Source organism: Geomicrobium sp. JCM 19038 (assembly GCF_000698125.1).
In the GTDB taxonomy this organism is placed as follows: domain Bacteria; phylum Bacillota; class Bacilli; order Bacillales; family Marinococcaceae; genus Geomicrobium_A.
The window spans coordinates 139,511-154,435 of sequence record NZ_BAXA01000008.1 but is presented as its reverse complement, the minus strand read 5'-3'; the positions used below and the strand labels follow the sequence as shown (position 1 = coordinate 154,435).

Genomic DNA, 14,925 nt, shown 5'->3' with positions numbered 1-14,925 from the left:
TCCTCAACATTAACGGTGCTGTTCATAATAAATCATTTCAGCACTTTTCTTTAATTTATCATAATTTTCATCCGAGAGGGGGCCTAGTTCTGATGTAACACTGTTTTCTAGCACTTGTTCTGCAGTGCTTGCACCAGCTACGACTGAAGTGACCGCAGGGTGACGGAGTACATATCGAATCGCTTCTTGTGATGGTGTTGCTACATCACTAATGGCACGTAGAGCATCGGTCGCAAATAGAATGCGTTCCTTACTATGACCTAGAAATCCGTCTTCACTGACTTTCTCTTCCACTCGGTCTGTTAACAACCCTTTTGCAACTGCGCCTCTTACGAGAACACCAATACCGTTCTGGTGAAGTAACTCTAAAAGTTCCTCTTCTGGTCTTCGGTCAAGCAAACTATATTGCATCATCACACTCGCCATCCCCGAATGAAGGTACTCTCGAATAACATTTGGTCGTATTGAAGAAATTCCAAATTCTCGGATGTACCCTTCTTGCTTTAATTCTTGCAATGCTTCAATGGATTCATCGATCGGGTCATCGATTGTTCCACCATGAAGTTGATACAAATCAATGTAGTCTGTCCCTAAACGCTTTAAACTATTTTTGCAAGCTTCTTTTAGGTAGCTTTTGACGGATCCCAAAACCACCCATCTTTTTCTTCCTTAAAGTGATTCCCACCTTTTGTTCCAAGGACTAAGTCACTTCTTCTTTCTTTAATTAATTCTCCAACCATACGCTCATTCTCCCCATAAGAATAGAGATCAGCGGTATCATAATAATTGATTCCTTTTTCAATAGCTGTTTCAATAATTCGTTTTGACTGTATAGAATCGTTAGGTAAACTCATAGTGCCTAATGAAATCTCACTAAGTTCAATTTCTGACTTGCCTAGCGTACTTCGATTCAAGATCATCCCTCCAACAATAATTTCTTATTCATCCTGTACCCGAAATGGTCGTAAATCATACATCACGTATAACTATAAAACGAGTCTAACTCATCGTACCATGCAAAAATCTTGAATGTGTGTGGCAATCAGTTTATGATTATACTGATAACTATTGAAGGAGACATGTGTATGGAGCAGACAGATCGCCGCCTTGCGTTATTGCTATGGTTTCGGCTCGCACGCTTTTACAATCACAACATCCGTCAAACGAACAAGAACTTAGATGATTATGACCTTTCCACTGCTCAATTCGATTTACTCGTGCAAGTCGGTGCTCATCAGCCCATTACACAACAAGACTTAGCAGAGAAGCTTATTGTCACGAAAGGCAACATTACACATCTTGTTAAGAAGATGGAGACCCGTGAGCTGATCACTCGCAAACAAGAATGGAAAACAAAATATTTATCGCTAACAAAAGAAGGATTAGCGTTGTATCAGCAGGTTGTACCTATGCAAGAAGAGTTTCAAATGAACCAATTTGCAAGCTTATCAACCGATGAACAAAAAGAGTTATTACGTTTACTCACACGCCTTCATAAAAGTGATTCATCATCAGATTAAACTCATCATGATGGTTTTGAATGAGCACACTAACAACAATTCCAGTTAAAGGAGCGATACCAATGCAACACATCTTTCAAAAAGGCTCTAACGAACAAGCGCCTGTTTTACTACTCTTACACGGTACGGGTGGCGACGAAAACGATCTGCTTCCGTTAGCGAAAATGATTGCACCTGACTCGTCGGTATTAAGCGTTCGTGGAAACGTGTCAGAAAATGGGATGCCCCGATTTTTTCGTCGCCTACGAGAAGGTGTATTTGATGAAGAAGATTTGGTCTTCCGTACGAAGGAGCTGCATGAATTTCTTGATCAAGCCGCTTCAGAACACAACTTCAATCGCTCCAACATCGTCGCTGTCGGATATTCAAATGGAGCCAATATTGCAGCGAGTTTATTGTTCCATTATGAGAACTCACTAAAAGGAGCTAGCCTTCATCATCCGATGGTACCGAGAAGAGGCGTTACACTTCCCTCACTTAACGATACACCGATCTTTATCGGCGCTGGAAAACAAGATCCAATTTGTCGTCCCGAGGAGACAGAAGAACTAAACGAATTGCTAAAAGAAGCCGGGTCGGATGTGACCTTACATTGGGAAAACGGTGGGCATCAGCTCACTCAATCCGAATTAAGCGAAGCCATTAATTGGTTTAATAAGACCTTCTAATCAAGACCGCCTACTCTACGTTTGAGTAGGCGGTTTCATGTTACAATGAGGAAAAACATGATGAGGATAATATGCTTAATACAACACCAACCAAACGCACTCCTTATGTTTTGGCAGTCATTGCAATCTTGATCGTTGCACTTAATTTACGACCTGCCATTACGAGTGTAGGCCTTACTTACGATGATTCGAGATGACCTTCACTTATCACATGTCCAAATTAGTTTCATGACTGCGCTGCCTTTACTTTCGTTTTCACTTTTATCTCTTTTTGCCCCAAAGCTCTCAAGATCGTTTGGGCTTGAGCGCATGATCTTTATCGGACTTATCCTCTTAATTTTAGGAATGGTCGTTCGTTTCATGCCGGTAAATGCACTTCTTTTTATTGGTACCATATTGGTCGGTATTGGAATTGCATTATGTAATGTTTTAATTCCTGGTTTTGTAAAAAAGACATTTCCATTAAGGATCGGATTATTCACGAGCTTGTATATGACTTCTATGGCAGTGTTTGCAACGATTGCTTCAGGGGTAAGTGTTCCACTTGCGCTAAACATCGGGCTAGGATGGAATTTAAGTTTATTTATTTGGATTGCTCCTGCTTTTTTGGCATTAATCCTTTGGCTCCCACAATTGAAATACAAAACGAAAGACCACATAAAAACTGTGCCTACCGCGACAAAGCTTTGGCACTCAAAACTTGCTTGGCAAGTGACCGCATTTATGGGTTTACAATCGATTCTTTTCTATAGCTTAATTACGTGGTTACCCGAATTATTAATGCTAAACGGATTTGATGCTACAGAAGCCGGTTTCTTTTTAGCTTGGATGCAAATCTTTGGGATCCCTGCAACGTTTATCGTTCCACTTATCGGTGCACGTCTTTACGATCAACGAAAGATCGTGCTCACTTTGGGTGTACTCTATGCTACTGGCTTTCTTGGCCTTACTTTCTTTAACGGTTCTTTATTTGCGACTGGACTTTTTATCGCATTCGTAGGTGTAGCTCAAGGAGGCGCAGTTAGTTTATCATTTCTACTTTTATCACTGCGAACAAAAACCGCCCAAGATGCAGCTTCTCTTTCTGGCATGTCGCAAGCGGTCGGTTATTTGTTTGCAACGATTGGTCCGATTGGATTTGGGCTTTTGTTGCAATCAATTCAGCTACCAGAACTCACCTACATGCTTTGCCTAATTCTTACGATTGTCTTGCTATTAGTAGGTCTGTTGGCTAGTCGAAACAAAACGATCTAAAAAAAACGATGAGGACGCTCCTCATCGTTTTTTAGGTTATTGTTGGACAATTCTTCCTTCAACATCAGGGATTTCTTCTCCAGAGCGAATGTAATCAATGAGAATTTCACTTAACAACTCACCCGTTGATAAGACAATTTCTTGATCTTCAAACATTGAATACCCATCTCCACCTGCTGCTAGGAAATCGTTCGTTCCAACGAGATACGTCTCTGTCGTGTCGATCGACTCGCCATTAATTTCAACCGATGTCACACGCTCATAAGGATCTTCGTCCGGGTCGTATTGTACGTTCATTCCTGAAACGTGTAAAAATCCACCATTCGCTTCAGGATAAACACTTAGTGATTCCTCTAGCGCCTCAACGATTACATCTCCTGTCATCTCTTGAGCTTCAACGAGATTAATAAAAGGAAAAGCATTCATCACATCATGGATCGTCACGTCACCTGCTTCAATACTCTCTCGAATTCCCCCGCCGTTCATAATGGCTACATCAGCATCTGTTCGTTGACGCATCGCGTCTGTAATTAAGTTACCTAAATTCGATTCCTCACGCCGAACAACCTCTCGATCCCCTTCCAGTCGTGTATCAATGGACCCGATAACTTCACTTAATGCTTCATCAACTTCGGTTACATACTGTTGTACGAGCGCTTCTGTTTCTGGATGCGGTTCAAAACGCTCATTCACGTCGCGAATTAATTGACCATTCATCGATGCAAGCTCGTCTTCATAATAGTAGAAGTTAACAACACCGACTGCTTTTGTATGTTCGTGGGCTTGTGCAATAAATGTTTGATCTTGATAAAACGGTCGCTCAACCGCTGTATGACTATGTCCACCGATGATTAAATCGACACCTTCAACTTCTTCTGCTACAGTTTGGTCTACCGAATGACCTGAGTGTGTTAACAAAACGACATGATCTACTTTGTCTTCTATAGCCTCGACTTCACGCTTGGCAATTTCTACATCATTATAGAATGTAATTCCTTCAACATTACTCGGGTGTGTTCGAATTGGTGTATCCTCTGTTGTAATCCCAACAAAGCCGATTTTTTTGTCACCGAGTTTTGCAATTGAATAACGCTCAACTAATGGCTCCCCAGTTTCATCGACGATCACATTGCTCGCAAGGATCGGAAAATCTGCTAGATCACTTAATTCTAGTAATCGATTATACCCATAATTAAATTCATGATTTCCTGCAGCCATCGCATCATAGCCAATATGGTTCATAAGCTCGACCATCGCTTGTCCTTCTGTATAATGCACATGATTTGTACCATGGAAAGTATCCCCACCATCCACGAGGAGCACGTCTTCGCTTTGCTGTTTAATGAGATCATAGATTGTATGTACTTTTGCAAGACCCATGACACCTTCATCATCGTTTTGCATTACTCTTCCGTGCATATCATTTGTATGTACGATTGAGCGTTTCGTAAAGTAGTTGTCTTGCCGTTCTAGAATCGCATCCACTTGATGAGGAGCAATGTTTTGATTCGGTCGCATGTAACCATTAGTATAACCAGTCATAATGCCATACTGTGCCACAGTCGCTAGTGCCTCACTCGCAAAGCTCGCCTCAGAAACATCTTCAAATTGCAAAAGCGTTGATAAATCATCTGCTTCTAAGTTCATGGCACGAGTCATAAATAACGATGCATGTGCCCTCGTTACAGGATCTTCTGTACCAAATCGAGTGTCCGTACGTCCAGTTGTAATTCCAAGTTCCACTGCTGCAGTTACGTACGGTGCATATTCTTCACTTACGTCTTCAAAAGCGAGCGTTGATGTGTCATAATGCTCGACTTCAATGTCCATTTCGTCCATCATTTTTTTGAGGAAATCCCCTCGTTTTACTTCTGAACCTTCAGCAAGCTGTGGAATGCTTAGCATCGGCACTGTAAGCAAAGCTGCTAACCAGAACTTCTTCATGTTACCACCTCCTATAGAATTACTTTCATCGTAGCAAACTGAGCAAATGCGGCAAGAGTCATGCAGGAAGTTTAACAATAATACTAAGTAAAACTTACAATTCTATAAGAAAGACCCACATTCTATGCATTGAATGTGGGTCTAAAATCCTTACTAAGATGAACGATGGTGTCGTTCTTTATTTTTTGCACGACGCTCTTCTTCATTACCAAGAATTGGTTCAAGATCATCTTGGACACTTTCTTTTGATAATGATACACCTGAACGATAAGCCGCTCGACATATGAGATGTCCTGCAACAGGCGCAGTAAGGAACACGAAAATAATTCCTAAGATTAACCGTACACTATATACCCCTTCGGATAATCCAAAGAAGAGAAATGCCCCAATGATCGTTACGAGAACACCGAGAGTAGCACTTTTTGTCGCTGCATGTGAACGGGTGTACACATCTGGTAAGCGGATTAAACCAAAAGCGCTAATTAGCGCTAATGCAACACCTATAAGCACTAGAATGGCAACAATGATTTCAATCATGCTTTCGTTCAATTGCTACACCCCTCTCAATAAACTTCGAAAATGCTATCGTTCCGATAAAGGCGAGTATACCGAGTATAAGGATTGCCTCAAGGTATGCTGTGGATCTCATATAAATAGAGAACACTGCAATCAAGGCAATTAAGTTAATCCCGATTGAATCAAGAGCAATAATTCGATCTGGCATTGATGGCCCTTTATATACTCTATACAAAGCAACCAAGATGGCGAAGGAGATTAACAACAACGAGATCAATAAAATAAGATCAAACATTATCTTGTAACCCCCATAATCGCTTTTTCAAACTTATCTTTCGAACGTAACGCCATGTCACTTGAATCTGGAATGTCCATGGCATGCATATAAAAAGTCTTACCATCTTCAGAAACTTCTATAACGACTGAACCAGGTGTAAGCATCAAAAGTAACGCTAACACTGTAATCTCTAAATCGGTTTCTAGTGTCGTCTCTAATGTAAAAATCCCTGGAGTGATATTTAGTTTCGGACGCAAGATTTGTCTAGTAATTAAGATGCTCGAAGAAATTAACTCACGGATAAATAACACTAACAACGCAATGAGCGCCCAAATCCTTCTCAGGTAGAACGGTTCATTAAAGAACCTACGTGTCATCCAGATGAGTAAGAGGCCGAGCAAATAACCTAGTGTAAACGTACTTATACTCCAATCATCTTGCAAAAACATCCAAAGCGCTGCGATAAATAAATTTAATAGTATTTGTACGGGCATGCTCTCACCTCTCTTATTCCCCGTTAGGCATAACTGCGTCGATATACAAGGAAGGATTGTTAATGACTTCAGCAGCTTCCATAATATAGACGTTCACAAACTCCGCTCCAAGCCCCATTCCGATTACAATGACTGTAAGAATTGCACTCGGAAGAAGCGTTCCTTTCGTTGACATCTTTTCATCTTCAACGGTCAGTTGATTCTCACCCCAAAATCCATTAATAAAGATTTTGATGACGGAGTAAAGAACCATAAGGCTCGTAATTAAACCTACAGCAGCAATGATATAGAACCCTTCACCAATCGCCCCTTGTAAAACGAGAAGCTTTCCGATGAAGCCACTTAGCGGTGGTACCCCTGCAAGGCAAGTGCTGCAATAAAGAACATCCAACCGAGTGAAGCGTGGTTCGAATCATCCCACTCATTTCACGCAGCTTATCTGTACCCGTCAACCCAATCATAATTCCACCGAGTATAAACAGGAGCGCTTTAACGAACATATCATGAATCAAGTAGAATACCGAGCCTGCGATCGCTGTCGTCGTAAAGACTGCAAAACCGGCAATCATAAATCCTACTGCGACGACAACATTGTATGCCAGTATTTTTCTGAGACTCCAGTGTGCAACTGCCCCAATCGCTCCAATAATCATCGTCAATATCCCGAGCCAAGCGAGCAACTGATGCGTAATCTCCGGTTGATGTGGAAATACAACAGAAAACATACGGAAAATCGAATAAATCCCGACTTTTGTTAGAAGCGCTGCAAACAATGCCGCAACGGCCATCGGTGGTGCACCGTATGAACCTGGTAACCAGAAGTACATCAGTAAGGCAGCCTTTAACGCAAATACGAGCATTAGAAAGATCGCAACCGTCGTTAGTAGACCATCCTGTCCTGCCTCTGATACACGAATCGCCATATGTGCAAAATTCAACGTTCCTAGCATTCCGTATAAATACGCAATCGCAATAAGGAACATCATTGAAGACACGATATTCACGAGTACATATTTAATCGATTCACGAAGCTGAACTTTCTTACCTCCAAGAGCGATTAACACGTACGAAGATAGCAACATCACTTCGAAGAATACGAACAGGTTAAATAAATCTCCTGTTAAAAATGATCCCATAACACCGACAAGTAAAAATTGGATGAACGTATAGAAATAATACCGTTCACGCTCTTCTCCAATTGTACGAAACCCGTATAACAAACAACAAATCCCAACTATAACTGTTGTAAACACGAGTAACATTGCGAACATGTCAGCAACAAGGACAATCCCGTAAGGCGGCTCCCAGCCCCTAGATTTAACGTCATCGTGCCTTCATTCAAGACACGTTGAATGATAATCGCTGCGACGACCCCTACAGCCAACAAAGAAAGAATGCTTAACCAACGCTGGGCAGAGATGCGATTTCTAAGGAAGATAAGTAGGACGCCCGTAAGGAGTGGAATTAGCAATAATAAAATAATGATATTATTCATCGTCAATACCCCTTAGTTTATCCATATCGTCTGTTCCTAGTTCTTTATACGCTCGATACGCAAGTACCAAGAAGAAACCTGTCGTTGCAAAGTTAATCACGATTGCAGTTAAGATCAACGCTTGCGGAAGAGGATCGGCGTAGACGAGCGCTTCAATGTTTGTAATTGGCGGCGCTCCTTCTTTTAGACCAGCGGTCGTAAGCAGTAGTAATAATGCTCCGTGACCGATGACTGCCGTTCCTAAAATAATTCTGAGTAAGCTTCTTGACATGACCAAATACGTACCAGCAGTTACGAGGACACCTATTAGAATAGACATTAGTATTTCCATAGTTATACATCCTCACTAATACTTAAAATGATTGTGAGTGTCCCACCAACAACTGTAAACAACACACCAAACTCAAAGAGTACAGATGTGGCAAGCTCAATCTCCCAAAAAACGGGAAGTCAACGTACTCAAACGTATGACTGAGGAAAGGGAAGCCGAGTAATATCGACCCTAACCCGGTAAGCATTGATACAGAAACCCCAACTCCTATTAATGTGCGATAGTTAATCGGGATTGCTTTAGAAATCGTATCAATATCATAAGACAAGTAGAGGAGGACGAGCTGATGCAGCCATAAGCCTCCTATAAACCCTCCGCCTGTATCGTGATGCCCTGCAAAGAAGAGGTAAAAGGCGAACGTGAAGATGATGAAAACAACAATCTTCGTTACCGTCTGCAAGATTACATCATTGACTTTCATCCGTTCCCCTCCTTTTCTCTAATCGTAATCGCACGAGTGCATACACTCCAAGACCTGCAATGGCGACAACGACAATTTCAAGGAACGTGTCAAACCCACGAAAGTCAGCGAGAATTGCGTTAACCATATTCGCTGCACCAGCAAGATCATAACTATCACCATAGTAGGTAGAGATCGGTTCAAACAAGTTGTATCCATTTACACTTAGTGCAAGTAATGTAACGAGTGAACCAACGCCAAGTGCGACAATAAAATTGCTCACTTTGAACTTCTCGCCCTCTTCTTCACTACGACTTTTCAGTTTCGGTAAGTGATAGAAGCATAACAAGTAAAGTGCAACAGATACCGTCTCAATCGCGAGCTGCGTCAAAGCTAAGTCTGGTGCACGTAGAATGATGAAGAACAACGCGACAACATAACCTAACACCCCGACAGACACAACAGCTGTCAATCTTGAACGCGTCGCCATCACTAATACTGTCGACCCAAGCAAGACGAGCTAGTACAATTTCAAACAAGTTAATGGACGCTAAGTTGTCTGTGTACAGTGTGAAATCCGTCAACATGAAGTAACTTCCACCAACGATTAAGATAATCGTAATAAAGATGTACATCAGATAATCGCGAATATAACCCGTCATGTGCCAATCAATCACTTTATGTGAGCCGCGTTCCATTCCACTAAGACCATGCTTGAACCAATTGTTCAAGTGCATCCATTGCGGCATATGGTTATAAAGCCCGATCCAGCGGTTTAACGTCGCAAAGAGGATTAAACCTAATGCAACAACTGCCATCGTCATAAATAACTCTGGTACAAATCCATGCCACCACGAAATTGTATAATCATCAAAGACCCCAGCTGCTGATGGAATGATTGATGCGACCATCGGCTTTAACGCATAGTCACCAATGACATTCGGGAAGAAGAAGATCGCCAAAACGAGAAATCCTAAAATTGAAGGCGGTATAAGCATTCCAAGTGGTGCTTCGTGCGCTTTCTTCTCAAGGCGCTCTGGCTGGTATTTCCCAAGAAACGTCTTATAGACGAGAATAATGCTGTAAATAAACGTAAATACGCTTGCAATCCAAGCAACTATTGGAATGATGGCACCATATGTTGCCATATTGAAGATATCTAAGTTCGCAGCATTTAACGTTCCGGTAAAGAACATTTCCTTACTAATAAATCCATTAAATGGCGGTAGTCCGGCCATTGATAAGCTTCCGATTACAGCTAGTGTAAATGATACCGGCATTATGGTCATAAGCCACCGAGCTTACGCATATCACGCGTTCCTGTCTCATGGTCAACAATCCCGACAACCATAAACAAGCTACCTTTAAACGTTGAATGGTTAATCAGGTGAAACACAGCTGCAAGTACGGCATACGCGTGTAACTGTACACCTTGATCACCCGGATTGAAGTAAAGTGCAGCTGACCCCATACCGAGCAATGACATAATTAAACCAAGTTGACTTATCGTTGAGAAAGCAAGTAATGCTTTTAAGTCGCGTTGCTTAACAGCATTAAGTGATCCCCAGATTAGGGTGAATAGACCGACAAAAGTGACGATCCAGAACCATTCTGGCGTCCCACCAAACGCAGGTGTAAACCGTGCAACAAGATAAATCCCTGCTTTAACCATCGTTGCAGAGTGCAAGTAAGCACTAATTGGTGTTGGTGCTTCCATCGCATCTGGCAACCAAATGTGAAACGGAAATTGTGCAGACTTCGTAAATGCTCCAAGCAATAGAAGCAACATTGCAGGCAAGAATAAGTCGTGTTGTACGAGCAAATCACTTTGAGCGATGACTTCTCGAATGCTGAATGTCCCAGTGATATTGTGAATCATAATAATGGACGCAAGCATTGCAAAACCACCAAGTACAGTGATCAACATCGCCTTTTGTGCACCGAACCTTGATTGCTTTCTTTGATACCAATATGCAATGAGTAAGAATGACGAAATACTCGTAAGTTCCCAGAACAAGTAAAGGACAATCATGTTGTCAGAAAGGACGACCCCTAGCATCGCTCCCATAAACATCATAAGATACACATAGAAATTGTGTAACGCCTCACGTGCTTTAGATAAATAATAAATTTAGTAGATAACGACTAATGCACCGATCCCCGAGATAATTAGTGCAAAAATCAACCCTAGTCCGTCCACGAATACTGCAAAGTTAATATCGAGGTACGGGATCCAAGGTATTTCATACATCGCTGTTTCACCGTTTGCAAGCATCGGCAAATAAGTTGCCAAGTATCCAAAAATCACGACAGGAACGACTAAAACAAACCACCCTGTATGTATCCTCGGAAAAGCTTTATATAATAGAGGTATGAATACAGCAAATAATAAAGGTAAAACGATCATTAAATGTACCCAAGACAATGAACTAAAACCTCCTTGTAACTTTCATTCATGTAAACGCTCAAAAACTCTCGATGAATTTAACTTTCCCGAATTTAAAAACGCTTATTACGAGAACAACAACTCTCGAAATTATTAGCTGGAAATGGATAACGAACGGGGGTAATTCCGGGTGGATTATGCGATTAAGGGATAAAGCCTTATATGTGTCAGAATTTTCTCACACAAAGGCACGGGTTACGAAATGCGTTCTAAAAAGCCGAAAGCCATTCGACTTCTTCACTCTACTTCAATTCACTCGATAGCAATTGTACTCATAACAATAGTATCAATGCAAAACATCTGCTCGTCGAACAACTAAACAGATTGTTTTCCTATGCATATGTCATACAGAGTATATAATAAAAATAACATCAATGCACGCAAGTTGCTTTTATATAGGTAGTTTGTTGATGAATTGTAACAATTGAATCATATATAAAACGCATAAAATTACCATTAATTTCAGGGATTTTCTTTCTTTGACTAGGAAATTTTAAAAATATGTGAGAGACCAATTGACATCCTAAAACAAACAGGAGTAAGCTATACTATGCAGAATTATGGCGCGGCCCTTTTGCCCCCATTCGTAGAGGTGAATAAAAGATGGATCAAGCAATTCAGGCTAAAATGGATGAAAGCTTGCTTGTTTGCGTTTATCATGGCCCTAACGGCGAACGTTTAATTCGAAGAGGGGCTAAAATCGCACAGAAGTTAAACTGTCCATTTTACATTCTAACCGTTGACTCTTCTCCATTAGATGAGCTAGATCATGAAAAGAGCCAATATGTTGATTATTGGAGAGAGCTAGCGAAAGAAGTTAACGCTTCAGAATTTATTATTAAAGACAATGAAAAACGGCCAACAACAAAAGTGATTTCCGAAGTCGCACGAGAGAAACAAGTTACACAAGTAATTATTGGTCAAACGGCCAAAAGTCGTTGGGAAGAGATTACGAAAGGTTCTCTAATCAACACATTGCTCAAAGAACTTCCATTTGTCGACCTTCATATCATTGCTGTAACACGCGGACTTAAGAATTATCAAGAAGAACACTTCGAAAAAGGTGTGCGTGCTTACCTAATCAAATCAGAGAGTAGTGAAGGATACGAACTCACATTCAATCACTCTGTTAAATGCTCTTATGAAGGTATCTTCTTCAAAGAAGTCGGTACAGACTTCAATAATGGAATCTTTAAGTTCATGAAGGATAATAAAATGCTTGAAGTTCACGTAACCGATGATCAAGTGATTCCTTCAGAAAACTTTCTAAAGAAAGAGTAGAAAAAAACCAGGCGCCTTATTGGCGTACCTGGTTTTTCTTTTATACATCGGGGTAAAACGCTCGAAGGTCCATCTCGGCTTGATTTGTGTGTACTAAGTCGGCTAGCAATTTACCCGCATAAGGCCCCATCGTTAACCCTGTCGCCCCAAAACCGTTTGCCACATAAAATGTATGTTCCTCATCAAGTGGTCCAAGAACGGGCTTATTATCCGCACTAATGGGACGAAATCCTACTCGCGTTTCAAGCCACTCATATTGATCCGCTCCCGGGATTAACTCAGAAGTGACTGACAGCACTTCGTGCAAACCACCCGCGGTTACTTGTTCAGTAAACCCTTTACCATCTTCTCTTGTCGCTCCAACAACGATACGTGAGTCTTCAAATGATAAAATGTAATAACTTGACTCTGGTTGGATGATTGGCCAATCACTCGTCTCTTCACCATGAGCTTTCAAATGAACAATCTGCCCACGTTGTGGACGAATTTTATGTTTCGGTCTTACTGGTAATTGAAGCTCCTCAAGCCATGCACCGGATGCAAAGATTACTTTACTCGGCATCTCGTATTTGCCATTCACTTCGAGTTTTGGAGCTTCTCCTTTTGTACTCAGAACCTTTGCTGTGCCGTTCACCCATTTCACACCTAGCTTTTGTGCCGACTGTTGCATCGCCAGTTGCAGTTTTCTTCCGTCAACACGCGCCCCTCCACCAACAAACAAAGACTCGTATTGCTCATGTAACGGTGGGAACCTCTCCTTCGTTTGTTCTTTACTTAAACGCTCCAACGTACCGATCCCAGGGTTTCGTTCCTTCTCTTTTAAGAGCTCGTCTTCTAATTGGGAAAGGTAATTATCGTCGGTTGAAATCGCAAGCGTTCCGACTTTTTTATATCCTGTATTGCCAAATCCTTCTGCTTCAAGCTGATGTTGTAATGTTTCATAATACGTAGCTCCTCGGGTTGAAAGCTCGTATCCTGGCGTGTTTTTATTTCGTTTTGTTACCCAAGGACAAACAATGCCCGCGCCAGCATCAGTCGCTCTACCTGATCGTTGATCATCAATTACTGTAACCTTTTCACCGTGATGAGCGAGATGATACGCAATGCTCGTGCCAATAATACCACCGCCGATGATTGCAATTGACATGCTTTCTCCTCCTAATTACAGTTATTATATCTCTTTTATTATGATTGAAATGTGACCAATCTGACTACAATAACGTCTAAGGTTGTGATCATACGCACCGCCATACGTCCATTTACATAGACTAAATGAGCGGTTACTTTTCTCTTTTAAAAAGGGTTCAGCCTTGCTATTATGTAAGATAGGCTTACGCCCACAATCTAACATTAAAAGGGCATTGAATACAAAAGGGTGAATGACATGACGTCTACTTCTGTTTATAACGCGTTACAACAAGCATTACCTGAAACTAACATACTCGTTGATGAACCTTTAAAACACTATACACATACTCGCACAGGGGGAATTGCTGACTATCTTGTGTTGCCATCAACGTATGAGCAAGCAAGTGCTGTCGTCAGCATCGCACATCAAGAACAAATCCCACTTACATTGCTCGGCAACGGCTCAAACCTAATTGTACGTGACGGTGGCATCCGTGGAATTGTTCTACACTTTAGTCATTTAACCGCAATTGAGGCTGATGGTACGAGAGTGACTGCACAAACGGGCGCACCCATTATTGGCGTCTCTCGTCGTGCACTCGATGAGAAGTTAACGGGCATGGAGTTTGCTTGTGGCATTCCTGGTTCTGTTGGCGGTGCGCTTGTCATGAACGCAGGTGCTTACGGTGGAGAGATTTCCTACGTGCTTGATTACGCAAAGCTTCTTACTCGAGAAGGGAAGTTAATTACCCTTACGAATGAAGAGCTTGAACTCGCCTACCGAAGCAGCATTATCTCTAAAGAACAACTAATTGTCTTAGAGGCTTCGTTTAAGCTTGAGACAGGCGACTATGAGGCCATTAAAGCGAAGATGGATGAATTAACGTATTTAAGAGAATCGAAGCAACCGCTCGAATACCCATCATGTGGAAGTGTCTTCAAACGTCCTCCTAATCACTTTGCTGGTAAGTTAATTCAAGACAGTGGTTTGCAACAAACTCGAGTAGGAGACGCTGAAGTCTCAGAAAAGCATGCTGGATTTATCGTTAACCGAGGAAATGCTACTGCGACTGACTATGTGTCTTTAATTAAACACATCCAAGATACAGTTCGTAATAAGTTCAACGTTGATTTGCATACTGAAGTGAAAATCATTGGAGAAGACTAAGCC

At 41.5% G+C, this 14,925-nt stretch carries 13 protein-coding genes and 3 pseudogenes; 6 read left to right on the top strand and 10 right to left on the bottom strand.

Going from position 1 to position 14,925, the window contains the following annotated elements:
- Positions 1-9: 9 nt before the first annotated feature.
- Positions 10-914: pseudogene (locus tag JCM19038_RS11930) on the bottom strand (aldo/keto reductase).
- 171 nt (positions 915-1,085) lie between these two features.
- On the opposite strand from JCM19038_RS11930, the gene JCM19038_RS11925 reads away from it, so the two are divergent.
- The 4 genes from JCM19038_RS11925 to JCM19038_RS11915 all read left to right on the top strand — a co-directional run bounded on the left by JCM19038_RS11925 (position 1,086) and on the right by JCM19038_RS11915 (position 3,442).
- A complete protein-coding gene (locus tag JCM19038_RS11925; RefSeq protein ID WP_042359727.1) occupies positions 1,086-1,520 on the top strand; it encodes a MarR family winged helix-turn-helix transcriptional regulator in 435 nt (144 codons plus the stop codon).
- A 62-nt stretch (positions 1,521-1,582) separates the two neighbouring features.
- On the top strand, positions 1,583-2,188 hold the full coding sequence (locus JCM19038_RS11920) for an alpha/beta hydrolase (RefSeq protein WP_042418202.1): 606 nt from the start codon (positions 1,583-1,585) through the stop codon (positions 2,186-2,188).
- Positions 2,189-2,259: 71 nt separating this feature from the next.
- Complete coding sequence (locus JCM19038_RS24470) at positions 2,260-2,385, top strand: hypothetical protein (RefSeq protein ID WP_255343375.1); 126 nt, start codon at positions 2,260-2,262, stop codon at positions 2,383-2,385.
- Positions 2,372-3,442, top strand: a complete 1,071-nt coding sequence (locus JCM19038_RS11915) for an MFS transporter (RefSeq protein ID WP_081831770.1) — start codon at positions 2,372-2,374, stop codon at positions 3,440-3,442. The genes JCM19038_RS24470 and JCM19038_RS11915 overlap by 14 nt, the downstream gene beginning before the upstream one ends.
- Positions 3,443-3,478: 36 nt before the next feature.
- Here the strand turns inward: JCM19038_RS11915 and JCM19038_RS11910 are convergent, their stop codons facing one another.
- From JCM19038_RS11910 to JCM19038_RS11875, 8 genes and pseudogenes are all read right to left on the bottom strand, one after another.
- A complete protein-coding gene (locus tag JCM19038_RS11910) occupies positions 3,479-5,386 on the bottom strand; it encodes a 5'-nucleotidase C-terminal domain-containing protein (RefSeq protein WP_042418198.1) in 1,908 nt (635 codons plus the stop codon).
- A 153-nt stretch (positions 5,387-5,539) separates the two neighbouring features.
- Positions 5,540-5,923: a Na+/H+ antiporter subunit G gene (locus tag JCM19038_RS11905; RefSeq protein WP_152549427.1), complete on the bottom strand. Its 384-nt coding sequence runs from the start codon at positions 5,921-5,923 to the stop codon at positions 5,540-5,542.
- On the bottom strand, positions 5,916-6,197 hold the full coding sequence (locus tag JCM19038_RS11900) for a Na(+)/H(+) antiporter subunit F1 (protein WP_042359724.1): 282 nt from the start codon (positions 6,195-6,197) through the stop codon (positions 5,916-5,918). Before JCM19038_RS11900 ends, JCM19038_RS11905 begins: the two co-directional genes overlap by 8 nt.
- Positions 6,197-6,673 carry a Na+/H+ antiporter subunit E gene (locus JCM19038_RS11895; protein WP_042359723.1) on the bottom strand — a complete coding sequence of 159 codons (477 nt, stop codon included), beginning with the start codon at positions 6,671-6,673 and terminating at the stop codon, positions 6,197-6,199. Before JCM19038_RS11895 ends, JCM19038_RS11900 begins: the two co-directional genes overlap by 1 nt.
- 13 nt (positions 6,674-6,686) lie before the next feature.
- Positions 6,687-8,168 (bottom strand): annotated as a pseudogene (locus JCM19038_RS11890) (Na+/H+ antiporter subunit D).
- Positions 8,161-8,499, bottom strand: a complete 339-nt coding sequence (locus JCM19038_RS11885) for a Na(+)/H(+) antiporter subunit C (RefSeq protein WP_042418194.1) — start codon at positions 8,497-8,499, stop codon at positions 8,161-8,163. Before JCM19038_RS11885 ends, JCM19038_RS11890 begins: the two are co-directional and overlap by 8 nt.
- A gap of 22 nt (positions 8,500-8,521) precedes the next feature.
- Positions 8,522-8,920, bottom strand: coding sequence for an MnhB domain-containing protein (locus tag JCM19038_RS11880; protein WP_373902895.1), 399 nt, complete (start codon positions 8,918-8,920; stop codon positions 8,522-8,524).
- Positions 8,907-11,324: pseudogene (locus JCM19038_RS11875) on the bottom strand (Na+/H+ antiporter subunit A). Before JCM19038_RS11875 ends, JCM19038_RS11880 begins: the two are co-directional and overlap by 14 nt.
- 624 nt (positions 11,325-11,948) lie before the next feature.
- Between JCM19038_RS11875 and JCM19038_RS11870 the strand changes: the two are divergent.
- Entirely contained in the window at positions 11,949-12,626 is a 678-nt protein-coding gene (locus JCM19038_RS11870; RefSeq protein WP_042418191.1) for a universal stress protein, read from the top strand.
- A 40-nt stretch (positions 12,627-12,666) separates the two neighbouring features.
- Here the strand turns inward: JCM19038_RS11870 and JCM19038_RS11865 are convergent, their stop codons facing one another.
- Positions 12,667-13,773 carry an FAD-binding oxidoreductase gene (locus JCM19038_RS11865; RefSeq protein ID WP_042418189.1) on the bottom strand — a complete coding sequence of 369 codons (1,107 nt, stop codon included), beginning with the start codon at positions 13,771-13,773 and terminating at the stop codon, positions 12,667-12,669.
- Between the two features lie 237 nt (positions 13,774-14,010).
- On the opposite strand from JCM19038_RS11865, the gene murB reads away from it, so the two are divergent.
- Positions 14,011-14,922, top strand: coding sequence for a UDP-N-acetylmuramate dehydrogenase (gene murB / locus JCM19038_RS11860; RefSeq protein WP_081831769.1), 912 nt, complete (start codon positions 14,011-14,013; stop codon positions 14,920-14,922).
- Positions 14,923-14,925: the final 3 nt, after the last annotated feature.